The sequence below is a fragment of the Xanthomonas indica genome (assembly GCF_040529045.1).
Lineage (GTDB): Bacteria > Pseudomonadota > Gammaproteobacteria > Xanthomonadales > Xanthomonadaceae > Xanthomonas_A > Xanthomonas_A indica.
Window position 1 is genome coordinate 2,846,852 of sequence record NZ_CP131914.1, and the last position, 22,870, is coordinate 2,869,721.

A 22,870-nucleotide genomic window follows, 5' to 3' on the forward strand; every position below is an offset into this window, starting at 1 on the left:
AGCGCAATGAAACAACGCCCCGCCCCTGCAGAAGACCGTGCCAGCGACGCCTCGTTCAAGGCGTTGGCGCGCACCCTGGCCCAGCTCGGCAAGCCGCAGGAAGTGGCGGCGTTCCTGCAGGACCTGTGCACGCCGGCCGAACTGGAGGCGATGGCGGACCGCTGGCGGGTGGTGCCGCTGCTGCTCAAGGGCGTGCCGTATCGCGAGATCCACGACCTGACCCAGGTCAGCGTCACCACCATCGGCCGTGTCGCACGGACCCTGGAATACGGCGCCGGCGGCTATGCCGCGGCGCTGCGCCGGCAGACGGCGCGCCCCTCCGATTCCCACTGAGATGTCCTGATGAGTGCTTCCCTGGCAGCACCGGCCCGCGACCGGCTGCGTATCGCGATCCAGAAGAGTGGCCGCCTGGCCGAGCCGGCCCGTGCGGTGCTGGCCGCCTGCGGGCTGAGCTGGCGCGAGAGCCGCGACAAGCTGTTCTGCTACGGCGAATCGTTGCCGGTGGACCTGCTGCTGGTGCGCGACGACGATATCCCCGGCCTGATCGCCGATGGCGTGTGCGACTTCGGCATCGTCGGCCGCAACGAGCTGGAAGAGCAGGCCGGCGAGCGCCGCCGCAACGCTCTGCCCGAGGCCTATCGCGCCCTGCGTGGGCTGAACTTCGGGCAATGCCGGCTGATGCTGGCGGTGCCCGAGAGCTGGGAGTGGAGCGGGCCGCAGCAGGTGCAGGGGCTGCGCATCGCCACCAGCTATCCCGCCGTGCTGGCCGACTGGCTCGATGCGCGTGGCATCGCCGCGCAGGTGGTGGAACTGTCCGGCTCGGTGGAAATCGCGCCGCGGCTGGGCACCGCCGACCTGATCTGCGATCTGGTCTCCAGCGGCGCCACCCTGGCCGCCAACCAGCTCAAGCCGGTGGAGACGCTGCTGGAGAGCGAGGCGGTGCTGGCCGGCCCGGTGCGCGAACCGGCCGACGCCCGTGCCGGCCTGGCGGCGATGCTGCTGCGCCGGCTCGATGGCGTGCTCAAGCTGCGCGACAGCAAGCTGCTGATGTTCCGCGCCGCGCGCGAGCGGGTCGCCGACCTGGCGCGGCTGCTGCCCGATGCCGAACCGCTGGTGCAACTGCCCGGCGACGCCGATGGCCCACTGCAGTTGCAGACCATGTGCCACGGGGCGATCACCTGGCAGCGCATGGAGGAACTGGAGCGCGCGGGCGCGCAGGGGTTGATGGTCTTGACGGTGGAGCGGTCGCTGGCATGAATCGATTGGAGTGGAGCGCGCTCGACGCGCAGGAGCGCACCCAGGCGCTGACCCGGCCGGTGCAGCGCGTCGCCGACCAGACCCGCAGCGCCGTGGCGCAGGTGCTGGATGCGGTGCGCAGCCGCGGCGACAGCGCGCTGCGCGAACTCACCGCGCGCTTCGACGGCGTGGTGCTGGAGACCTTCGAAGTGAGCGCCGAGGAGTTCGCCGCCGCCGAGGCCGCGGTGCCGGCGCCGCTGCGCGCGGCGATGGCCGAGGCGGCGGCACGGATCGACACGTTCCACCGCGCCGGCATGGCGCAGCCGTACGCGGTCGAGACCGCGCCGGGCGTGGTCTGCGAGCGCGTGGTACGGCCGATCGGCCGGGTCGGCCTGTACGTGCCGGCCGGCAGCGCGCCGCTGCCGTCCACCGCGCTGATGCTGTGCGTGCCGGCGGCGCTGGCCGGCTGTCGCGAAGTGGTGCTGTGCACGCCGCCGCGTGCCGACGGCTCGGCCGATCCGGCGGTGCTGGTCGCGGCGGCCCTGTGCGGGGTGGACCGGGTGTTCAAGCTCGGCGGCGCCCAGGCGATCGCGGCGATGGGCTACGGCACCGAGAGCGTGCCGTCCTGCGACAAGCTGTTCGGTCCCGGCAACAGCTACGTCACCGAGGCCAAGCAGCAGGTGGCGCAGGCCGGCGCGGCGGCGATCGACATGCCGGCCGGTCCGTCCGAGGTGCTGGTGATCGCCGATGCCGGCGCCGATGCCGCCTTCGTCGCCGCCGATCTGCTGTCGCAGGCCGAGCACGGCCCGGATTCGCAGGTGCTGCTGCTGTCCGACAGCGCCGCATTGATCGAGGCGGTGGAGAACGAACTGGAGCGGCAGTTGGCGACGCTGCCGCGTGCGGCGATCGCCCGGCAGGCGCTGGCCGCGTCGCGGCTGATCCGCGTCGACACGCTGGACGATGCCTTTGCGATCAGCAACCGCTATGCGCCGGAACACCTGATCCTGGCATTGCGTGCCCCGCGCGACTGGCTGCCGCGCGTCGAGGCCGCCGGCTCGGTGTTCCTCGGCGACTACACCCCCGAGGCGCTGGGCGACTACTGCAGCGGCACCAATCATGTGCTGCCCACCAGCGGTGCCGCGCGTGCCTACAGCGGCGTGAGCGTGGCCAGCTTCCAGAATTTCGTCAGCGTGCAGAGCGCCAGCGCGGACGGCATCGCTGCGATCGGCGGCTGTGCGGTGCTGATGGCGCGCGCCGAGGGCCTGGACGCGCACGCCAACGCGGTGGCGCTGCGCATGGAGAAGGCGGCATGAGCGCGGCCTCCGACGCACGCGCGGTGCTGGCGCTGGTCCGCCCGGACCTACGCGAGTTCGCCGGCTACTCGTCGGCGCGCTGCAGCGCGCTGCAGGGCGAGGTCTGGCTCAACGCCAACGAATCGGCCTGGGCCAACGCCGCCGACGGCGAGGCCGGCAATCGCCGCTACCCGGATCCGCAACCGCCGGCGCTGCGCGCCGCCCTGGCCGCGCTGTACGCCTGTGCTCCGGAGCAACTGCTGCTCGGCCGCGGCAGCGACGAGGCCATCGATCTGCTGCTGCGTGCCCTGTGCGAGCCGGGCCGCGACGCCATCGTCATCACCCCGCCGGTGTTCGGCATGTACGCGGTGTGCGCGCGGCTGCAGAATGCACGCGTGGTCGAGGTGCCGCTGCGCGATACGACCGACGGCCTGCTCACCGACGTGGACGCGGTGGTGGACGCCGCGCTGAGCCAGATGGCCAAGCTGGTGTTCCTGTGTTCGCCGGGCAACCCCGGCGGCGCGGCGATCGCGCTGGCCGACATCGCCCGCGCCGCCGAGCGCCTGCAGGGCCGTGCGGTGCTGGTGGTCGACGAGGCCTATGGCGAGTTTTCCGACGAAGCCTCGGCCACGACCTTGCTGGCGCGTCACGCCAATCTGGCGGTGCTGCGCACGCTGTCCAAGGCGCACGCGCTGGCCGCGGCGCGGATCGGTTGCGTGATCGCCGATCCGGCGCTGATCGCGGTGTTGCGCCGCTGCCAGGCGCCGTATCCGATCCCGGCGCCGTGCACGCAACTGGCGCTGGCCGCGCTACAGCCCGAACCGTTGCGGCAGACCGCGGCGCGGGTGCAGGAGGTGCGCGCGGAGCGCACGCGCATGCAGGCGGCGTTGGCGGCGTTGCCGGGCGTGCGCCAGGTGTATCCGTCGCAGGGCAATTTCCTGCTGCTGCGCTTCGACGACGCCGAGGGCGCGTTCCAGGCGCTGCTGGCCGCCGGGGTGGTGGTGCGCGACCAGCGCGCCGCGCCGGGCCTGGGCGATGCGCTGCGCATTACCCTGGGGACGCCGGCGCAGAACCAGCGCGTGCTCGGTGCCTTGCAGGCGTGGAGGGCGGCGGCATGACCCCGATCCTGTTCGTGGACCGCGACGGCACCCTGATCGAGGAGCCGGCCGATTTCCAGATCGACGCCTACGAGAAGCTGCGCTTCGTGCAGGGCGTGATCCCGGCCATGCTCAAGCTGCGCGACGCCGGCTACCAGTTCGTCATCGTCACCAACCAGGACGGCCTGGGCAGCGAGGCCTATCCGCAGGCCGCCTTCGACGGCCCCAACGACCTGATGCTGCAGATCTTCGCCAGCCAGGGCATCGTGTTCCGCGAGGTGCTGGTCGACCGCAGCTGGCCGGCCGACAATGCGCCCACGCGCAAGCCCGGCATCGGCCTGATGCTGCCGTACCTCCAGGACCGCAGCATCGACTGGGCGCGTTCGGCCATGGTCGGCGACCGTGCCACCGACATCCAGTTCGCCGAGAACCTGCGCATCCGCGGCTTCCAATTGCGCACCGCGCAGTTTGGTGGCGAATGGGACTGGGCCGGCATCGCTCACGAGCTGGCCGATGCACCGCGGCGTGCGCGGGTGCAGCGCGACACCAAGGAAACCCGCATCGCGGTGGAACTCGACCTGGACCTGGCGCGCGACCCGCACTGCGCCACCGGCCTGCCGTTCTTCGACCACATGCTCGAGCAGATCGGCAAGCACGGTGGTTTCGCGCTGGACGTGCGTGCCGAGGGCGACCTGCACATCGACGAACACCACACCATCGAGGACACCGGCCTGGCCTTGGGGCAGGCGCTGCGCCAGGCACTGGGCGACAAGCGCGGCATCGGCCGCTACGGCTTCACCCTGCCGATGGACGAGACCCTGGCCAGTGCCGCGCTGGACTTCAGCGGGCGCCCGTACTTCGTGTTCGAAGGCGAGTTCAAGCGCGAGCGGGTCGGCGACATGCCCACCGAGCTGGTGCCGCACTTCTTCCGCTCGCTGTGCGACGCCGCCGGGCTGAACCTGCACCTGAGCGTGCGCGGCGACAACGACCACCACAAGGTCGAGGCCTGCTTCAAGGCGCTGGCGCGCTCCCTGCGCCAGGCGCTGCGCCGCGAGGGTGCGGCGCTGCCCTCGACCAAGGGGGTGCTGTGATGCGCGCGGGTGTCGCAGGGAGCGTGCGATGAGCGATGTCGCCCTGATCGATGCCGGCGGCGCCAACCTCGGTTCGGTGCGCTACGCGCTCGAACGCCTCGGCGTGGAAGCCCGGCTGGTGCGCGACGCCGCCGGACTGCAAGGTGCGGACCGGGTGATCTTGCCGGGCGTCGGCGCCGCGCCGCACGCGATGGCGCGGCTACGCGAGCAAGGTCTGATCGAGCCATTGCGCGCGCTACAGGTGCCGCTGATCGGCATCTGCCTGGGCATGCAGTTGCTGTTCGAGCGCTCGGAAGAAGGCGATGTCGACTGCCTGGGCCTGCTGACCGGGGTGGTCCGGCGCATGCCGCCGGCGCTGGGCATCCGCGTGCCGCACATGGGCTGGAATCGGCTGCTGCCGTTGCGGCCGTCGTCGCTGCTGGCAGGCGTCCCCGACGGCGCCAGCGCCTACTTCGTGCATGGCTATGCCGCGCCGGTCACCGCCGACACCGTCGCCGCCTGCGACCATGGCGGCCTGTTCACCGCGGTGGTGCAGCACGGCCGCCGCTGCGGCGCGCAGTTCCATCCCGAGCGCTCGGCCGACACCGGCGCGCGCATCCTGCGCAACTTCCTCGAGACCGATTTCCCATGAGCTTCGTCGTCTATCCCGCGCTGGACATCCGCGACGGCCGCGTGGTGCGGCTGGCGCAGGGCGACTACGCCCGCGAGACCCACTACGGCGACGATCCGCTGCGCCGCGCCCAGGCCTTCGCCGAGGCCGGCGCGCAGTGGATGCACCTGGTCGACCTGGATGCGGCCCGCGCCGGCGGCTACACCCTGGCACCGCTGCTGCAGCGGATCCGCAGCGAGACCGGCCTGCAGGTGCAGACGGGCGGCGGCGTGCGCTCGCACGCGGACGTGCAGCGCCTGCTCGATGCCGGCGCCAGCCGCGTGGTGATCGGTTCGCTGGCGGTGCGCGACCGCGAGTCGGTCCTGGAGTGGCTGCGCGAGTTCGGCCCCGAACGCATCACCGTGGCGCTGGACAGCCGCCAGGATACGCACGGCGTCTGGCGTCTGCCGGTGCACGGCTGGACCGAGACCTCGTCGCTGAGCCTGGATGCGCTGGCCGGCGAATACGCCGCGGCCGGGCTGGTCCATCTGCTGTGCACCGACATCGCCCGCGACGGCATGCTGTCGGGGCCGAACCTGGCGCTGTATGCGCACCTGCGCCAGCTCGCGCCAACGGTGGCGGTGCAGGCCTCCGGCGGCATCCGCGACGCCGCCGACGTGCGCGGTGCGCGCGAGGCCGGCTGTGCCGGCGCGGTGCTCGGCAAGGCGCTGCTGGAAGGGCGGCTGCGGCTGGACGAGGCGCTGGCATGCTGAGCCGACGCATCATCCCGTGCCTGGACGTGCGCGAGGGGCGCGTGGTCAAGGGCGTCAAGTTCCGCGACCACGTGGACATGGGCGACATCGCCGAGCTGGCGCTGCGCTACCGCGACCAGGGCGCCGACGAACTGGTGTTCTACGACATCGGCGCCAGCCCGGAAGGGCGCTCGGTGGACTACGCCTGGGTCGAGAAAGTGGCGCGGTTGCTGGACATCCCGTTCTGCGTGGCCGGCGGCATCCGCGACGTCGCCACCGCGCGCGCGGTGCTGCACGCCGGCGCCGACAAGATCTCGATCAATTCGCCGGCGCTGGAGCGGCCGGCGCTGATCGCCGAGCTGGCCGAGGCCTTCGGCGTGCAGTGCGTGGTGGTCGGCATCGATTCGATCCGCGAGGACGACGGCCAGTGGCGCGTACGCCGCTTCACCGGCGATCCCAGCAAGACCCAGGCGCTGCGCGTGCGCACCCTGGACTGGGTGGTGGAGGCGCAGCGCCTGGGCGCCGGCGAGATCGTGCTCAACTGCATGGACAGCGACGGCGTGCGCCGCGGCTACGACATCGCCCAACTGCACGAGGTGCGCGCCCTGTGCAAGGTGCCGCTGGTGGCCTCCGGCGGCGCGGGCGAGATGCAGCACTTCGCCGACGTGTTCGAGCGTGCCGACGTGGACGGCGCATTGGCCGCCAGCGTCTTCCACAGCGGCGCCATTCCCATTCCGGAACTCAAGCGCTTCCTGCGCCAACGACAGATCGAGGTGCGCGATGGCGCATGAACACTCCCACGAGGCGGACGTCGCCGACGCGGCGCTGGACTGGGGCAAGGGCGACGGCCTGTTGCCGGTGGTGGTGCAGGACGCCGCCACCCTGCGCGTGCTGATGCTGGGCTACATGAACCAGGAGGCGCTGGCGGCCACGCGCCGCAGCGGCCAGGTCACCTTCTACAGCCGCAGCAAGCAGCGGCTGTGGACCAAGGGCGAGAGTTCCGGCCATGTCCTGGACGTGGTCGCGATCGACACCGATTGCGATCGCGACACCCTGCTGGTGCTGGCGCATCCGCGCGGGCCCACCTGCCACCTCGGCCGGGACAGCTGCTTCCCGCAGGCACCGGGCCAGTTCCTGGGCGCGCTGGATCGCCTGGTCGCGCAGCGCGAACGCGAGCGGCCGGCCGGCAGCTACACCACGCAGCTGTTCGAGAAAGGCACGCGGCGCATCGCGCAGAAGGTGGGCGAGGAGGGCGTGGAGACCGCGCTGGCCGGCGTCGCCCAGGGCGACGACGAACTGCTCGGCGAATCCGCCGATCTACTCTATCACCTGACCGTGCTGCTGCGCGCGCGCGGCCTGGGCCTGGCCGACGCGGTGGCGGTGCTGGAGGCGCGGCACCGCTGAGCCGGTCCGGTGCGGTCATCGCCGCGTCGGCGTCCCTGGCTACAATCGGGGGCCCTCGGCTTCCCCGGATGTTCCGCATGCTGCGTCCCGTCGTCCTCGCCTGCCTGTTGGCTGCCGCCGCCCCCGCCGTGGCGCAGACCGCCACGATCAGCGGCAGCGTTTACCAGGAACGCGACAATGCCCCGGGCCGCGGCCCGGGCGATGCCGGCATCGCCGGCGTGCAGGTGTCCGACGGCGTGCACATCGTCCGCACCGACGCGCAGGGCCGCTACCGCCTGCAGGTGGAGCCCGGCCGCACCGTGTTCGTGATCAAGCCGGACGGTTACAGTTTCGCCAGCGCCGGCAACGGCTTGCCGGACTACTGGCGGCACTACGCGCCGGCCGGCTCGCCCACGCTCAAGTACCCGGGCATCGCCCCGACCAGCGGCGCCACCGATCACTGGGACTTCGCGTTGCGCGCGCAATCCAAGGCCGACAGCACCGAGGTGCTGGTGTTCGCCGATACCCAGACCGCGTCGATGACCGACGTGGGCTACTACGCCCGCGACATCGTCGCGCCCTTGCGCGGCAAGACCCATGCGCGCATCGGCACCACCCTGGGCGACGTGGTCAGCGACGACCTGTCGCTGTATCCGGCGCTGAATGCGGAAACCGCCAAGCTCGGCGTACCGTGGTTCCACGTGCCGGGCAACCACGACCTCAACTTCGACGCGGCCGACGATGTCGACTCGCTGTCGAGCTGGCGTGCGGTCTACGGCCCCGACACCTACGCGGTGGAAGAGGGTGGTGCCAGCTTCGTATTCCTGGACGACGTGGTCTACCAGCCGACGCAACAGCCCAAGTACATCGGTGGCCTGCGCGCGGATCAGTTCGCCTTCCTGCAGGCCTACCTGGCCAGCGTGCCCAAGGACCGTTTGGTGGTGCTGGGCATGCACATCCCGCTGTTCGACGCGGCGCCCGGCAAGGAGACCTTCCGGCATGCCGATCGGGCGCGGCTGTTCGCGCTGCTGCAGGCGTTCCCGCACGTGCTGGTGCTCAGCGGCCACAGCCACACCCAGCGTCACTACGATCATGGCGCCGACGAGGGCTGGCACGGCGCGCAGCCGCTGCACGAATACAACGTCGGCGCGGCCTGCGGCGCGTTCTGGTCCGGGGTCAAGGATGCCGACGGCATCCCCGCCGCGACCATGGCCGACGGCACCCCGAACGGCTATGCGCTGCTGACCGTGCGCCGCGATGGCGGCTATGCGTTGGCCTACCACGCCGCGCGTGCCGCCGATGACACCCAGATCGGCCTGCATGCGCCGAAGGTGTTGCGCCGCGGTGCCTATCCGGCCTGGGGCGTATACGCGAACGTGTACATGGGCGAGAACGACAGCCGCGTCGAGTACCGCGTGGACGACGGCGCCTGGAAGCCGATGCAGCGGGTCGAACAGCCCGACCCGGCGCTGCTGGCCGAGAATGTGCGCGACGATGCCGCCGATGCGTTGCGCGGCTACGACCGTTCGCCGGAAGCGATTCCTTCGCAGCACCTGTGGCGTGGCGCCTTGCCGACCGACCTGCAGGTTGGTGCGCACCGCATCGAGGTCCGCGCGTTCGACCGCTGGCGCGGCGAGCAGCGCGCCAGCGGCAGCTACCGCTTGCAGGACGCCAGCCCGTGATGGGACGGCGGCTGTAGGCCGTGATCGGCAGACAAGCGCGCAGCGGTGCTGCGTGCTCGATCACCGTGATTGCCGCGACAGGGTGTTAGGCGGTCATGTGTTCCAGGCGTCGGGACTGAAGTCCCTCCCACAGTGCGCCGATCAACATTTCGCAACGTTTGCCTGCTGTAGGAGCGGCTTCAGCCGCGACGAGCGAAGCGAGATGCCAGCCGGTGTCGTCCGCGCTGGGCACAACGGGAATCTCTCGCCGGCGGTGCATTCTGTGGGGGTGTCGCAGCCCGCCTGCCGCCATCGCGACGCACCTGTAGGAGCGGCTTCAGCCGCGACAAGCGTGATGAGCGGGACGCGCCCGGCCAAGCCGCGGCCAGCGCGCTCGTGCCACGCCCAATCCCAGAAACAAAAAAACCTCCACGAAGGAGGCCGACGAAGCGAGGTGATCCTGGCTGGCGAGCGGAGGCTGGCGGGCGGTTGGATCGGGGCGCAGCTGGCTGGCGAACACGGGCTGGCTTGCTGCGGGAGGGATTCTAGCGATCCCGAGCGCGTCGCGATCGAACGCGAATCACTCTCATCTTTTCGGCGCGCTGGACCTGTGAGGGCTGGCGCGGCCGAGACCCGCACCGGCCGGCAAACGCGAGGTATCCGCACGCACCGTCGCCTGCAGGCGCCCCCGCGTCCCGCGCGGTGGCGTCAGCGTGCGGGCGTGGCCGCCGCCGGCGGTGCCGAGGCGTGCGCTGGCATCGGCGCGGCGGGGGCGGCTGTTGCACCGTGTTCGTCGGTCTGCTCGCCATCGGCCGCGTCCGTCGCGTCGTCCGCATCGGGTTCGGGATACGGATAGGGCGGCGCGGCGGCGTTCGGCAACTGCGCGCGCCAGTGCTGCAGCCATGTGCCGATGCGTGCACCGACGTACAGTTGCGGATACGACGGCGCTTCGCCCTCGGCCTGTTCGCGTGCGCTGATCTCGGCGCTGGCCAGGCGATAGCTTTCGACCATGTCGGTGGTGCGCGCCAGCGCGTCGATCAACCAGGCGCGACCGAAATAGGTGGCGCTGGCGGTGTTGCCGCAGCCGAACGAAGGGCGATCGCGGCGCGCGGCGGTGATGACCAGCGTGTCGGCGGTCTTCAGCGCCGGCACGAAGCCACCGGAGTAGCAGGCCGAAATCACGATGATGCGGTTGCGGATGCCGGCGTCGTCGAGCAGGCGGCGCAGCTCCTGCGGGGTGATGGTGTCGTACTCGGCATCCTCGCCGGGGCCGAACTGCAGATACAGCTCGTGCTGGTCGGTGCCGTGGCTGGTCAGGAACAGCAGCAGCGCGTCCTCGCGCGGGTCCATCCGCTTGCCGATGCGGTCCAGGGTATCGGCCAGATTGTCGTAGGAGGCCTGCGGCGCGTAGGCGTGCGTGCCGAGATTGTCGCCGTGGTTGATCAGGGTGGCGATGCGCCCGGCGGCGCCGAAGCGCTGCGCGAACAACTGCCGCAGGTACAGCACTTCGTTGCGGAACACGTCCTCGCTGGCGTCGCCGGCGAAGCCGACCACGTACAGGTCGGGGATGCCCGGACGCTGCGGCTGCAGCGCGTCCAGCGCCTGGCGCAACTGCGCCTGGTCGACCGGATCCTGCGCCGCCTCGTCCTGCGCGGTGTCGGCCGCGCCGGCCGGCATGGCGCCGGCATCGGAATGGCAGGCCGGCAGCGCCAGTGCCAGCAGCGCGGCCGGCAGCAGCCGGCCGCGCAACACGGCGAGCGGGTGCCGCAACGCCGCCAGCGCGGCGATCGAGGCAGCGACGGGCCTGCGCATGCGCGGGCTCAGAAGCCCAGGTCGGCGAAGCTCTCCGCGCGGCGGTGGCCGTTGCAGGCCTCGCCCTGGCGCGGTTGCGGATAATCCTCGCGGCGGTCGATCAGCACCGTGTCCAGGCCGGCGGCGCGGGCCGCATCCAGTTCGGCGACCACGTCGGACAGGAACACGATCTGCGCCGGCGCCACCCCGATCGCCTTGGCGATGCGGGCATAGCTGGGCTGCTCGCGCTTGCCGCCGATCTCGGTATCGAACCAGCCGGAGAACAGCCCGCGCAGGTCGCCGGCGTCGCTGTGGCCGAAGAACAGCTTCTGCGCCGGCACCGAGCCGGACGAGTACACGTACAGCGCACGGCCGTCGGCGTGCCAGCGGCGCAGCGCCGGCGCGGCATCGGGATAGATGTGCGCGGTGAAGTCGGCATCGCGGTAGCCGGCTTCCCAGATCATGCCCTGCAGCGCCTTCAGCGCGGTGTGCTTGCGGTCCTGGTCGATCCAGCCCTGCAGGGTCTCCACGATCACCGCATCGGTGCAGATGCCGCCGCACTCGCTGGCGACCGCGTCCAGCCACTGCCGTACCTGCGGCTGCTGGCCGTGCTCGCGCACGAAGCCGGGCAGGGCGCGGCGCGCGTAGGGGAACAGCACGTCCTTGACGAAGGAGATGCTGCTGGTGGTGCCTTCGATGTCGGTGAGCACGACGCGCGGATCGGCCATCGCTCAGTGCGCCTCGCCGCGCAGCTTCGCCTCGTAGCGCGGGAAGCGCTGGGCGATGTCGGTGCCGGTGAAGTGGCCGACCCAGCCATCCGGCTCGGTGAAGAAGCGGATCGCGACGAAGCGCGGCTCCGGCCCCATGTCGAACCAGTGGTGGGTGCCGTCGGGCACGGCGATCAGGTCGTTCTGCACGCACTCGATCTCGTAGACCTTGCCGTCCACGTGCAGGGTGAACAGGCCGGAACCGGCGACGAAGAAGCGGACCTCGTCTTCCTTGTGGAAGTGCTCGTCGAGGAACTTCTTGCGCATTTCCTCGCGCTGCGGGTTGTCCGGCGCGATGCTGACCACGTCCACGGTCTTGAAGCCGTTGGCGGCGACCAGACGATCGATGTCGGTCTTGTAGGCGGCCATGACCGCCTCCGGCGACGCGCCGGCCTCGATCGGCTGGTTGGCCTGCCAGCGCTCGAAGGTGACGCCGATCTTGCGCAGTTCGGCGGCGATCGCGTCGCCATCGCGGCTGTCGAACAGCGGCGCGTCGGGAGTGGTGTCGGCGAAGATGCGGAGTCGGCTCATGGCGGTGGGCGAAAGCGGCAGGGGGACGAAAAGGGTAGCAGGTGCGCAGCCGGCGACCGTTGCGGCGCTGGAACGCTGTCGCGCCGCGGCGGATCAGCCGGCGGCGCGCAGCTTGCGCAGCTCCAGCTCGCAGTGCAGCAGGAACTCGAAGGCCTCCAGATGGCGGCGCGCCTCGGCCATGTCGCGGCCCCAGGCGTACAGGCCGTGGCCGTCGATCAGGTAGCCCCACAGCGGCGCGCGGTCGAGCAGGGCGTCGACCTGCGCCGCCAGCACGGTCATGTCCTGGGTGTTGGCGAACACCGGCAGGTCCACCGCGGTCTCGTGGGTCTGGTTGCCGTGCAGCGCCTTCAGCAACTCATAGCCTTCCAGGCGGATATGGCCCTGCGGCGCGTACAGGCGCGAAGCGATGGTCTGCACCGGGGAATGCGTGTGCAGAATGCAGCCGACCTCGGGGAAGCGCCGGTACAGCTGGGTGTGCAGCAGGGTCTCGGCGGAGGGGCGCAGCGGCCGGCCGACGGCCTGGCCGTCGAAGTCCACCACCATGATGTCGTCTTCGACCAGCCGGCCCTTGTCGCGACCGGAGACGGTGATCGCGGCATGCCGATCGTCCAGGCGGTGCGAGAAGTTGCTGCTGGTGGCGGGCGTCCAGCCGGCCTGCGAGAGTTCGCGGATGTTGTCGATCAGCAGGTGCGCCAGCGTGCGCAGGCGCTCGGAATCGTAGGGCAGTGCGTTCATGCGCGTAGTGTAGGGCTTGGGGGTTGGATTGGGATGACAGGTGGCTGGATCCAAGCGCATCTGCTCATGCCGTACCCTCCCGCCAACCCGTCTCCAGACGGGTCACGAGCGGTCGGACCCTCACCCCAACCCCTCTCCCGGAGGGAGAGGGGCTTATGGCGCTCAGCCTTGGCTGCCGCGCAGGCGGCTGTGGCGGTAGCCGTAGCCGAAGTAGATCGCCAGGCCGATCGCCGTCCAGCCGGCCATCAGCATCCAGTTGTGCGCGGTCATCGCCGACAGCAGCGCCAGGCAGCTGAGCACGCCGGCGATGCAGATCGGCCAGGCGAACGGGATGCGGAACGGGCGCGGCAGGTCCGGCTGGGTGCGGCGCAGGATCAGCACGCCGGCGCAGACCGCGGCGAAGGCGATCAGGGTGCCCATCGAGGTCAGTTCGCCGAGCACGTCCAGCGGGAACAGCGCCGCCAGCAGGGCGATGCCGATGCCGGTGATCACGGTGTTGATGTGCGGGGTGCGGTAGGTCGGGTGGATCTTGGTGAACACCGGCGGCAGCAGGCCGTCGCGGGCGATGATCATGAAGATGCGCGGCTGGCCGATGATCATCACCAGCACCACCGAGGACAGGCCGATCAGCGCGCCGACCTCCACCACCACACGCAGCCAGCCCAGTTGCGGATGCGCCGCGACCGCGGTCACCACCGGCTCGTCGGTGCCCAGTTGCGCGAACGGCACCAGCCCGGTCATCACCGCGGCCATGGCGATGTACAGCACGGTGCAGATCACCAGCGACAGGATCATGCCGATCGGCAGGTCGCGCTGCGGCCGGTGCGATTCCTGTGCCGCCACCGACACCGCCTCGAAGCCGATGTAGGCGAAGAACACCATCGCCGCGCCGCGCAGCACGCCGTCCAGGCCGTACTTGCCCGGGCCTTCGTTGGCGGGGATGAACGGGTGCCAGTTGGCCGGATCCACGTACTTCCAGCCGGCGGCGATGACCAGCACGATCAGGCCGCTCTTCAGCACCACCATCGCCATGTTCATCGCCGAGGACTTGCGGATGCCGACATAACACAGCCAGGTCAGCAGCAGCACGATGCCGGCCGCGGGCAGGTTGGCGATCGCGCCAGTGGGCTGCAGCTTGCCGTCCAGCGGTGCATTGACCAGGGCCGCGGGCAGGTGGATGTTGAAGTGGTCGAGCAGGCTGAGGAAGTAGCCGGTCCAGCTGACCGCCACTGCCGAGGCCGACACGCCGTACTCGAGCACCAGCATCCAGCCGATGAACCAGGCCGCCAGCTCGCCGAAGGTGGCGTAGGTGTAGGTGTAGGCGCTGCCGGAGACCGGCACCATCGCCGCGAACTCGGCGTAGGCCAGTGCGCAGAACGCGCAGCACACCGCGGCCAGCACGAACGAGAGCATGATCGCCGGCCCGGCGTGGTTGGCCGCGGCCTGGCCGGTGATGACGAAGATGCCGCCGCCGATCACCGCGCCGATGCCCAGCGCGGTCAGGCCCCAGGGGCCGAGCGCGCGTTGCAGGCCCAGCCCGCCGGCGTCCTCGTGGCTGGCGTGGGGGTGTTTGGTGGCCAAGAGTTGTTTGAGCATGGAGCGGTTCCAGCCGGGCGCGGCGCGCGAGGAAGAGGGGATGAACGCGAAGACCGGCGCGGGCGCCGGTCTTCGGGGGAGTGGATCAGGCCTTGGCGGCCAGGCGGCTGTTGCGGATGCCGTAGAAGAAGTAGATGCACAGGCCGATCAGGGTCCAGCCGACGAACACCTTCCAATGCTCCTGGAACGCCTGGAAGAACAGGCCCACGCAGAACAGCGCGCCCAGCGGACACACCGCCCAGAACAGCGGCACCCGGAACGGACGCGGCAGATCGGGACGGGTGAAGCGCAGCACCATCACGCCGACGCAGACCGTGGCGAAGGCGAGCAGGGTGCCCATCGACACCAGTTCGCCGAGCACGTCCAGCGGGATCAGCCCGGCCAGCAGCGCGGCCAGCACGCCGACCACCACGGTGCCGACGTAGGGGGTGTGGAAGCGGCGGTGCACCTTGCCGAACAGCTTCGGCAGCAGGCCGTCGCGCGCCATGGTGTAGAAGATGCGCGGCTGCGCCATCAGCATCACCAGCACCACCGAGGACAGGCCGGCGATGGCGCCGATCTCGACGAAGGTCTTCAGCCAGGCCAGGTGCGGGTAGTGCTCCAGCGCGGTGGCCACCGGCTTGGCGGTACCGAGTTGGGTGTAGGGCAGCAGGCCGGTCAGCACTGCGCAGACGATGATGTAGATGATGGTGCAGATGGCCAGCGACACCAGGATGCCGATCGGCATGTTCTTCTGCGGGTCCTTGGTCTCGCCGGCCGAGGTGGAGACCGCATCGAAGCCGATGTAGGAGAAGAACACGATGGAGGCGGCGCGGAAGATGCCGCTCCAGCCGAACTCGCCTGGGCCGGTGTTTTCCGGGATGAACGGATGCCAGTTGTCCGGGTTGATGTAGAAGATGCCGACGCCGACGAACAGGCAGATCACCAGCACCTTGATCGCCACCACGATGGCGTTGACGAAGGCCGACTGGGTGACGCCGATGTAGCACAGCGTGCTGACCGCGGCCACGATCAGCACCGCCGGCAGGTTGACGATGTTGCCCGAGGCCACGAACGCATGGCCGGTCCAGGTCAGCGGCGCGCTGGCCAGTTCCGCGGGGAAGGGCAGGCCGAGGGTGCCGGTGACGAAGCTGATCAGGTAGGCCGACCAGCCGACCGCGACGCTGGAGCCGGCGAACAGGTACTCCAGCACCAGGCACCAGCCGATGAACCAGGCCACGCCTTCGCCGAGCGTGGCGTAGGAATACGAGTAGGCGCTGCCGGAGACCGGCAGCATCGCCGCGAACTCGGCGTAGCACAGGCCGGCGAAGGCGCAGGCCAGGCCGGCGAACACGAACGACAGCATCACCGCGGGGCCGGCATGATTGGCCGCGGCCTGGCCGGTGAGCACGAAGATGCCGGCGCCGATCACCGCGCCGATGCCAAGCAGGATCAGGTGTCTGGCGGTGAGGGTGCGTTTGAGGGTGGCTTCGCCCTCCAGACTGCCTTCGAACGGTTCGCCGGCATCGACGTGACCGGCGGGTTCGATCGGCTTGACCCTCAGCAGAGACTTGAGCATTCGGTGCATCCCCAGGTGGCGGTACGGGGCAAGCGGCCCCGGCAATGGCGAAGCGCCGGGCCCACAGCGGGCGACGCAAGCGTCGTACCATGCCAAAGCCGGCCGGCCGCCACAAGCCGCGCCGCACCGTGGACGGCGATAATGGCCGCCCCCGAACGCGAGAACGCCGATGCCGGAGTCGTCCCTACGCCAGCAGTTGCAGGCCCATGCCCGGCACTGCCCGGATCAGGCCGAGGTCGCCGCGCAGTTCCTGGCCTTGCTGGACGATGCCGCCGATCCGTTTGTGCGCGCACGCCTGGACGGCCATTTCACCGGCTCGGCCTGGCTGGTCAGCGCCGACGGTATGCGCACCTTGCTGACCCATCACCGCAAGCTGCAGCGCTGGCTGCAACTGGGCGGGCACGCCGACGGCGACCGCGATCTGGCGCGGGTGGCGTTGAAAGAGGCCGAGGAAGAGTCGGGGCTGCCTGGCCTGGCGCTGGAGGATGGCGCGATCTTCGACCTGGACCGGCACTGGATTCCCGCCCGCGGCGACGTGCCGGGGCACTGGCATTACGACGCACGCTACGTGGTCCGTGCGGGCGCCGACGAAGCCTTCGCGGTCAGCGAAGAATCGCTGGCCCTGGCCTGGCGCCGGATCGCGGACCTGATGGACGAAGCAGACCTGGATCCGTCGCTACAGCGCATGGCGCGCAAGTGGCTGCAACGATAAGCCCCTCTCCCCCCGGGAGAGGGGTTGGGGTGAGGGTGGGGCGCGCAGCGCACGCGGTGTTTCGACTGCACGAGGCTGCGCCCGGACCCTCATCCGCCCCTTCGGGGCACCTTCTCCCGGCGGGAGAAGGGAAAAGCCGGCTTTGGTCGGATGGCTGAGCCCCTCTCCCCTCGGGAGAGGGATTGGGGTGAGGGTGGGGCGCGCAGCGCGGGCGGTGTTTGGGCTGCACGAGGCTGCGCCCGGACCCTCATCCGCCCCTGCGGGGCATCTTCTCCCGGCGGGAGAAGGGAGAAGCCGGCTCCGGTCGGATGGCTGAGCCCCTCTCCCCCCGGGAGAGGGGTTGGGGTGAGGGTACGGGCGCGCAGCGCAACCACGAATCCCCAATCCCCAATCCCCGCTAGTAAAGAATGCGCGTCCGCAACGTCCCGGCCACCTGCGCCAGTTCGTCCTTCAGCACCGCCGCCAGTTCCTCGCTGGCGTCGACGTCGATCACCACGTAGCCGACCTTGGGGTCGGTGCGTAGGAACTGGCCGTCGATGTTGACGTTGTGGCGCGAGAACAGTTCGTTGATCTGCGACAGCACACCCGGCACGTTGCGGTGGATGTGCAGCAGGCGCAGGCTCTCGGCGTGCTCGGGCAGGGTCACTTCGGGGAAGTTCACCGCCGACAGGGTGCTGCCGTTGTCGCTGTAGCGCACCAGCTTGGCCGCCACTTCCACACCGATGTTGTCCTGCGCCTCCAGCGTGCTGCCGCCGACGTGCGGGGTCAGGATCACGTTGTCGTGCGCGGCCAGCGGCGATTCGAACAGGTCGCCGTTGCCCTTGGGCTCGATCGGGAACACGTCCACCGCGGCGCCGCCGATGTGGCCGCTGCGCAGCGCGGCGTCCAGCGCGTCGATGTCGATCACGGTGCCGCGCGAGGCGTTGATCAGGTGCGCGCCCGGCTTCATCTGCGCCAGTTGCGCCGCGCCGATCATGTCGCGGGTGGCCGCGGTTTCCGGCACGTGCAGGGTGACCACATCCGAGCGCGCCAGCAGGTCGTCCAGGTCGGTGGCGGTGCGGGCGTTGCCCAGCGACAGCTTGGTCTCGATGTCGTGGAAGATCACCTGCATGCCCAGCGACTCGGCCAGCACGCCGACCTGGGTGCCGATGTGGCCGTAGCCGACGATGCCCAGCACCTTGCCGCGGGTCTCGTGGCTGCCGGCGGCCGACTTCGACCAGCCGCCGCGGTGGCACTCGGCGTTCTTCTGCGGAATGCCGCGCAACAGCAGGATGGCCTCGGCGATCACCAGCTCGGCGACGCTGCGGGTATTGGAGTAGGGCGCATTGAACACCGGGATACCGGCCAGTTCGGCCGCGTCCAGGTCGACCTGGTTGGTGCCGATGCAGAAGCAGCCGACCGCGATCAGCCGCTTGGCGTGGGCCAGCACTTCGGCGCTGAGCTGCGTGCGCGAGCGGATGCCGACGATGTGCGCCTCGGCGATGCGCTGCTTGAGCTCGTCTTCCGGCAACGACTTGGCGTGCAGCTCGATCTGCGAGTAGCCGGCCGCGCGGAACACGTCGACGGCGGTCTGGCTGATGCCTTCGAGCAGCAGCACGCGGATATCCTGCTTCGGAAACGAGGTCTTCTTGGGCGACATTGCGGCGAGGGAGCGATGGCCAACGGGCCGGTCACTATGCCAGATGGCTCCGCGCTTTGGTGCGCCGCAATAGGATGCCGGGAAACCGTGGATGCAACGCCGGGGGACGGTTTCAGGTGCATCGATTGAGCTGGGCCGGCGTGGGATTCGGGAGTGGGGATTGGGGATTCGCAAGAACGGCGGCGTCGACGCCGCAACTGGACGTTGTTGCGCAACGCTGGCACGCTTGAACGATTGTCTACGCCTCGACCTCTCCGCCCATGACCGATTCGCGCCTGGATGCCCTGGCCCTCGCCGTTCCCGGCCTGCGCCTGAAGACCGATCCCGCCGACCTGGAGCACTACGGCCGCGACTGGACACGGCGCTGGACCCCGGCGCCGCTGGCCATCGCGCTGCCGGCGACGGTGGAGGAGGTGCAGGCGGTGCTGCGCTGGGCCAACGAACACGCGGTGGCGGTGGTGCCGTCCGGCGGCCGCACCGGCCTGTCCGGTGGCGCCGTGGCCGCGCACGGCGAACTGGTGCTGAGCCTGGAGCGGATGAACAAGGCGCTGGCGTTCGACCCGGTCGATCGCACCCTCACCGTGCAGGCCGGCATGCCGCTGGAAGCGGTGCACAACGCCGCGCGCGAGCACGGCCTGCTGTACCCGGTGGACTTCGCCGCGCGCGGGTCGTGCTCGATCGGCGGCAACATCGCCACCAACGCCGGCGGCATCCGCGTGATCCGCTACGGCAACACCCGCGAGTGGATCGCCGGGCTGAAGGTGGTCACCGGCAGCGGCGAGTTGCTCGAGCTCAACCGTGGTTTGATCAAGAATTCCAGCGGCTACGATTTCCGCCAGTTGCTGATCGGCTCCGAAGGCACCCTGGGCATCGTGGTCGAGGCCACCCTGCGGCTCACCGATCCGCCGCCGCCGAGCAACGTGATGCTGCTGGCGCTGCCGTCGTTCGAGGTGCTGATGCAGGTGTTCGCCGCGTTCCGCAGCCGCCTGCAGTTGGAGGCGTTCGAGTTCTTCACCGACCGCGCACTGCAGCATGTGCTCGCGCATGGTGCGCAGGCGCCGTTCGATACCGTCTATCCGTACTACGTGGTCACCGAGTACGCCAGCGGCAACGAGGTGCAGGAGGCGGCGGCACTGGCCGCGTTCGAGGCCTGCATGGAGCAGGGCTGGGTGCTGGACGGGGTGATCAGCCAGAGCGAGGCGCAGGCCGCGCAGTTGTGGCGCCTGCGCGAAGGCATCACCGAGGCGGTAGCGCGCTACACGCCCTACAAGAACGACGTGTCGGTGCGGATCTCGGCGATGCCGGTGTTCCTGGCGCGCACCCAGGCGCTGCTCGGCGAGGCCTATCCGCAGTTCGAGGTGGTGTGGTTCGGCCATATCGGCGACGGCAACCTGCACATCAACGTGCTCAAGCCCGATGCCACCGCGCCGGCCGAGTTCATCGCCGCCTGCGAGCAGGTCACCAAGCTGCTGGCGCAGGTGCTGGCCGAGCACGGCGGCAGCATTTCCGCCGAGCACGGCATCGGCCTGGTCAAGAAGCCGTACCTGGAGAGTACCCGCAGCGCCGAGGAGATCGCGCTGATGCGCGCGGTCAAGCGCGTGTTCGATCCGGCCGGGTTGCTCAATCCGGGCAAGCTGTTCGATCCCTGAGCCCAGCCGCGCCGCTGCCGGCGCGACCCGTTCAGGCGCTGCGCGCAGCGGACCGCTAGGCTATGCGGCGCGGCGCCGGCCGTCCCCCTTTTCACGATCCTGTTTGGAACGATTGCGATGACCCGAGTGACCGCGCGCTGCGCCCTGCTGTTCGCCCTGACCGTGCCCGCGTTCGCGCAGGCGTCCAGCTTCGCCGGCACCTCCGCCGGGTCGGCCTCGGCCGGTTCGGCCGGCAGCTCGGCGTCCTCGGACAGCAGTTCCAACAACGACAAGGTGGTGCTGCAGGCGCGCGACGACGCGGCCGGCTTCGTCGCCAGCGCCGGGCGCATCCGCGGCGCGCAACTGGAAGCGGCGCTGCGCGTGCTGCGCGAGCGCAACCCGCAGGCGCAGCAGGCCAGCGACCTGGAACTGGCGCAGGCGATCCTGGCGCTGTGAGCGCGCGCCGGCCACGGCGCCTAGTCGCGCGGTGGCTGGCGGTGCTGGTGCTGGCCGGTGCGGTGCACGCCGCGGCCGCGCCGCTGGTCGTCGACGAGCGCGGGCTGAGCCCAGCCGAACGCACCGCCAGCCAGGCCGTGCTGGCCGCGGCGCAGGCGCGGCTGCCGCCGGCCTGGGCCGCGGCGCTGCCGGCAGGGCTGCCGCTGCAATGGCGCGACGATCTCCCCGCGCAGGTGCACGGGCGCGCGCAGGCGCGTCGCCTGCTGTTGAACAAGCGCCTGCTGCGCGACTGGATGGCGGCGGCGGGCGACACCGATCCGGCCGCCGATCCGGCGCGGCGGCCGGCGCTGGCGGCGGTGCTGCACGAGCTGGCGCATTTCTACGACCGCGCCGCGGCGGGGCGGTTGTCGTCCGATCCGCGCCTGCTGGATCTGGCCGGCTGGCAGGTCAGTCCGATGCGCCTGGGCCTGCGCCGCGGCCAGAACCGCTTCACCGAGCGCAGCCCGGACCGCTACGAATTGCAGTCGCCGGCCGAGTTCGTGGCGGTGAATCTCGAACACTTCCTGCTCGACCCGGAGTACGCCTGCCGGCGACCGGCATTGGCCCGCTACTTCGCCGCGCGCCTGGCGTGGACGCCCCCGGCGCCTGTGTGCGCGCCGGACCAGGTCTTCGTGCAGGATCCGCTGGCCGACGCGGCCGCGTTGTTGCAGGTGGACCCGGCGCGGGTCTACGCGGTGGACTACCTGCTGGCCGAAGGCAATGCGCAGCCGATGAGTCACTGGGGCCACAGCATGCTGCGCCTGGTGATCTGTGCGCCAGGCCATCCGCTGGGGCCGCAGTGTCGGCTGGACCTGGCCGAGCACCGGGTGCTGTCGTTCCGGGCCTTCGTCGACGACGTGCAGATCTCCAGCCTGCGTGGGCTTACCGGCTCCTACCCGTCGCGGCTGTTCGTGCTGCCGCTGCGCCAGGTGGTGGACGACTACACCCAGGTGCAACTGCGCGGCCTGCAGTCGCTGCCGCTGCGGCTCTCGCGCGAGGAGATCGCCGCGCTGCTCGAGCGTGCCGCGCACCTGCACTGGAGTTACGACGGCCGCTACTACTTCCTCAGCAACAACTGCGCGGTGGAGACCTACGCCTTGCTGCACGACGGCGTGCCGCGGCTGGCGGCTGCGCACCTGTCCGGGATCAGCCCGACCGGGCTGCGCCGGCGCCTGCTGCGCGCCGGCATCGCCGATGCCTCGGTGTTCGAGGATGCCGACGCGGCGGTGCGCAATGGCTACTTCTTCCCGGCGGCGAGCGCGCATTTTGCGGAGATGTTCGCGGTGGCGCGCGGTTCCTTGGCGCTGCCGGCCCGCAATGCCGACGCATGGCTGGACCTGCCCGCCGCGCAACGCGCGCCGTGGCTGCAGCGTGGCGACTTGCGCGCCAGTGCCGCCCTGCTTGTGTTGGAAAATGCCGCCCGCCGTCGTGCCGAACAGCGCGGTCGCGATGCGCTGAAGCGGCGTTATCTGGGCAAGCCGCTGCCGTCCGCGGCGGCCGGTGCGGGCGGGGGCGATGCGAGTGGCGACACCCGCGACGCCGCCAGCGCGGTGCGTGCGGTGCTGGCCGAGCAAGGTTTGCTGAGCCAACCGGCGAGCCTGCTGCAGGGGCAGCCGGGCTATGGCCTGCCGCAGGCGCAGGAGCGCGCCTGGCTGCAGGTGCAGGGACAGGCGCGGATCGCGGCGCTGCACGACGAGGGCGCCGCGCTGCAGACGCGCCTGCGCGGGTTGCTGCCGGCGCCGCTGCAGGCGGACCTGGCGCAGGTCGATGCCAACCTGGCGACGCTGGGCGAACGCTTGCGCACGCTCAATCGCGAAGGTGGCGGGCTGCAGTTGCGGTCGCCTTCGGTGTTGCAGGAGGGTGGCGGGCAGCCGTAGTGCGGCAGGCGCGGTTGGTCAGGGAGGCCGAAGGGAGCATCTCGCATTTGGTCGACGACGTCGCGGTCGCGGCTGAAGCTGGGACCGCGACGCGGCCGGCGGTGAGTCCGCGGCATCGGCTGGTTGCAGGTGCAGCCTTTTCGTCATCAAAGGAGGCCGATAGTTCCAGTCGTCGGGACTGAAGTCCCTCCCACAGCGAGCGGCCCATTTTTTTCGCCCATCTTTGAGGGAGCGGCTTCGGCCGCGAGAGCGAAGCGCGAAGGCGAATCGGCTGGGGCAGTCGTCGCGACTGAAGTCGCTTCCACAACAAACGCGGCGCAGCCTCCGTCCATTTTGCAGGAGCGGCTTCAGCGGCGACGCGCAAGCCGGGAAGCTACGCGATATCGACCACCCTCAGGGCCGAGATCCGTTCCCGCTAGGGCACGACCTTGCCGGCCCGC

21 protein-coding genes are annotated in these 22,870 nt (G+C 70.5%); 14 read left to right on the forward strand and 7 right to left on the reverse strand.

The features are described 5' to 3' along the window. Positions 1 to 6: 6 nt before the first annotated feature. From Q7W82_RS12355 to Q7W82_RS12400, 10 genes are all read left to right on the forward strand, one after another. Positions 7 to 333, forward strand: a complete 327-nt coding sequence (locus Q7W82_RS12355; protein WP_048489062.1) for a YerC/YecD family TrpR-related protein — start codon at positions 7 to 9, stop codon at positions 331 to 333. 9 nt (positions 334 to 342) lie between these two features. Continuing rightward, positions 343 to 1,257: an ATP phosphoribosyltransferase gene (gene hisG, locus Q7W82_RS12360; protein ID WP_242161251.1), complete on the forward strand. Its 915-nt coding sequence runs from the start codon at positions 343 to 345 to the stop codon at positions 1,255 to 1,257. After that, positions 1,254 to 2,549, forward strand: coding sequence for a histidinol dehydrogenase (hisD, locus tag Q7W82_RS12365; protein WP_242161252.1), 1,296 nt, complete (start codon positions 1,254 to 1,256; stop codon positions 2,547 to 2,549). Before hisG ends, hisD begins: the two co-directional genes overlap by 4 nt. Then, positions 2,546 to 3,646, forward strand: coding sequence for a histidinol-phosphate transaminase (gene hisC, locus Q7W82_RS12370; protein WP_242161253.1), 1,101 nt, complete (start codon positions 2,546 to 2,548; stop codon positions 3,644 to 3,646). Before hisD ends, hisC begins: the two co-directional genes overlap by 4 nt. Continuing rightward, positions 3,643 to 4,716 (forward strand): bifunctional histidinol-phosphatase/imidazoleglycerol-phosphate dehydratase HisB, encoded by a 1,074-nt coding sequence (gene hisB, locus Q7W82_RS12375; RefSeq protein WP_242161254.1) that lies wholly within the window; start codon positions 3,643 to 3,645, stop codon positions 4,714 to 4,716. The genes hisC and hisB overlap by 4 nt, the downstream gene beginning before the upstream one ends. Positions 4,717 to 4,744: 28 nt before the next feature. Next, positions 4,745 to 5,347, forward strand: coding sequence for an imidazole glycerol phosphate synthase subunit HisH (gene hisH, locus Q7W82_RS12380; RefSeq protein WP_209029140.1), 603 nt, complete (start codon positions 4,745 to 4,747; stop codon positions 5,345 to 5,347). Further along, positions 5,344 to 6,078, forward strand: a complete 735-nt coding sequence (gene hisA, locus Q7W82_RS12385) for a 1-(5-phosphoribosyl)-5-[(5-phosphoribosylamino)methylideneamino]imidazole-4-carboxamide isomerase (protein WP_242161255.1) — start codon at positions 5,344 to 5,346, stop codon at positions 6,076 to 6,078. Before hisH ends, hisA begins: the two co-directional genes overlap by 4 nt. Continuing rightward, positions 6,072 to 6,848, forward strand: coding sequence for an imidazole glycerol phosphate synthase subunit HisF (gene hisF, locus Q7W82_RS12390; protein WP_209029142.1), 777 nt, complete (start codon positions 6,072 to 6,074; stop codon positions 6,846 to 6,848). The genes hisA and hisF overlap by 7 nt, the downstream gene beginning before the upstream one ends. Then, positions 6,838 to 7,461: a bifunctional phosphoribosyl-AMP cyclohydrolase/phosphoribosyl-ATP diphosphatase HisIE gene (hisIE, locus tag Q7W82_RS12395; protein ID WP_242161256.1), complete on the forward strand. Its 624-nt coding sequence runs from the start codon at positions 6,838 to 6,840 to the stop codon at positions 7,459 to 7,461. Before hisF ends, hisIE begins: the two co-directional genes overlap by 11 nt. Positions 7,462 to 7,529: 68 nt before the next feature. Next, positions 7,530 to 9,122 (forward strand): calcineurin-like phosphoesterase family protein, encoded by a 1,593-nt coding sequence (locus tag Q7W82_RS12400; protein WP_242161257.1) that lies wholly within the window; start codon positions 7,530 to 7,532, stop codon positions 9,120 to 9,122. A gap of 687 nt (positions 9,123 to 9,809) precedes the next feature. Here the strand turns inward: Q7W82_RS12400 and Q7W82_RS12405 are convergent. From Q7W82_RS12405 to Q7W82_RS12430, 6 genes are all read right to left on the reverse strand, one after another. Then, positions 9,810 to 10,913 (reverse strand): C13 family peptidase, encoded by a 1,104-nt coding sequence (locus Q7W82_RS12405; protein WP_242161258.1) that lies wholly within the window; start codon positions 10,911 to 10,913, stop codon positions 9,810 to 9,812. An 8-nt stretch (positions 10,914 to 10,921) separates the two neighbouring features. Further along, positions 10,922 to 11,620 (reverse strand): acireductone synthase, encoded by a 699-nt coding sequence (gene mtnC, locus Q7W82_RS12410; protein WP_242161259.1) that lies wholly within the window; start codon positions 11,618 to 11,620, stop codon positions 10,922 to 10,924. Between the two features lie 3 nt (positions 11,621 to 11,623). Further along, complete coding sequence (locus Q7W82_RS12415; protein WP_160946631.1) at positions 11,624 to 12,190, reverse strand: acireductone dioxygenase; 567 nt, start codon at positions 12,188 to 12,190, stop codon at positions 11,624 to 11,626. A gap of 93 nt (positions 12,191 to 12,283) precedes the next feature. Further along, the gene (locus Q7W82_RS12420) at positions 12,284 to 12,925 is read right to left on the reverse strand and encodes a methylthioribulose 1-phosphate dehydratase (RefSeq protein ID WP_242161260.1); all 642 of its coding nucleotides are present in this window, start codon (positions 12,923 to 12,925) and stop codon (positions 12,284 to 12,286) included. A gap of 162 nt (positions 12,926 to 13,087) precedes the next feature. Then, positions 13,088 to 14,521, reverse strand: coding sequence for an amino acid permease (locus Q7W82_RS12425; protein WP_242161261.1), 1,434 nt, complete (start codon positions 14,519 to 14,521; stop codon positions 13,088 to 13,090). A gap of 85 nt (positions 14,522 to 14,606) precedes the next feature. Beyond that, positions 14,607 to 16,079 carry an amino acid permease gene (locus Q7W82_RS12430; RefSeq protein WP_242161262.1) on the reverse strand — a complete coding sequence of 491 codons (1,473 nt, stop codon included), beginning with the start codon at positions 16,077 to 16,079 and terminating at the stop codon, positions 14,607 to 14,609. A 169-nt stretch (positions 16,080 to 16,248) separates the two neighbouring features. Here Q7W82_RS12430 and Q7W82_RS12435 point away from each other — a divergent pair, with 169 nt between their 5' ends. Next, a complete protein-coding gene (locus tag Q7W82_RS12435) occupies positions 16,249 to 16,791 on the forward strand; it encodes an NUDIX hydrolase (protein ID WP_242161263.1) in 543 nt (180 codons plus the stop codon). Positions 16,792 to 17,188: 397 nt separating this feature from the next. Here Q7W82_RS12435 and serA read toward each other — a convergent pair whose 3' ends face one another. Continuing rightward, positions 17,189 to 18,430, reverse strand: coding sequence for a phosphoglycerate dehydrogenase (gene serA, locus Q7W82_RS12440; RefSeq protein WP_184502437.1), 1,242 nt, complete (start codon positions 18,428 to 18,430; stop codon positions 17,189 to 17,191). A gap of 260 nt (positions 18,431 to 18,690) precedes the next feature. Here serA and Q7W82_RS12445 point away from each other — a divergent pair, with 260 nt between their 5' ends. The 3 genes from Q7W82_RS12445 (at position 18,691) to Q7W82_RS12455 (ending at position 22,430) form a co-directional block, all read left to right on the forward strand. After that, positions 18,691 to 20,079, forward strand: coding sequence for an FAD-binding oxidoreductase (locus tag Q7W82_RS12445; RefSeq protein ID WP_242161264.1), 1,389 nt, complete (start codon positions 18,691 to 18,693; stop codon positions 20,077 to 20,079). A gap of 117 nt (positions 20,080 to 20,196) precedes the next feature. After that, positions 20,197 to 20,514: a DUF2388 domain-containing protein gene (locus Q7W82_RS12450; protein ID WP_242161265.1), complete on the forward strand. Its 318-nt coding sequence runs from the start codon at positions 20,197 to 20,199 to the stop codon at positions 20,512 to 20,514. Then, entirely contained in the window at positions 20,511 to 22,430 is a 1,920-nt protein-coding gene (locus tag Q7W82_RS12455; protein WP_242161266.1) for a DUF4105 domain-containing protein, read from the forward strand. Before Q7W82_RS12450 ends, Q7W82_RS12455 begins: the two co-directional genes overlap by 4 nt. The last annotated feature ends 440 nt before the right edge of the window (positions 22,431 to 22,870 follow it).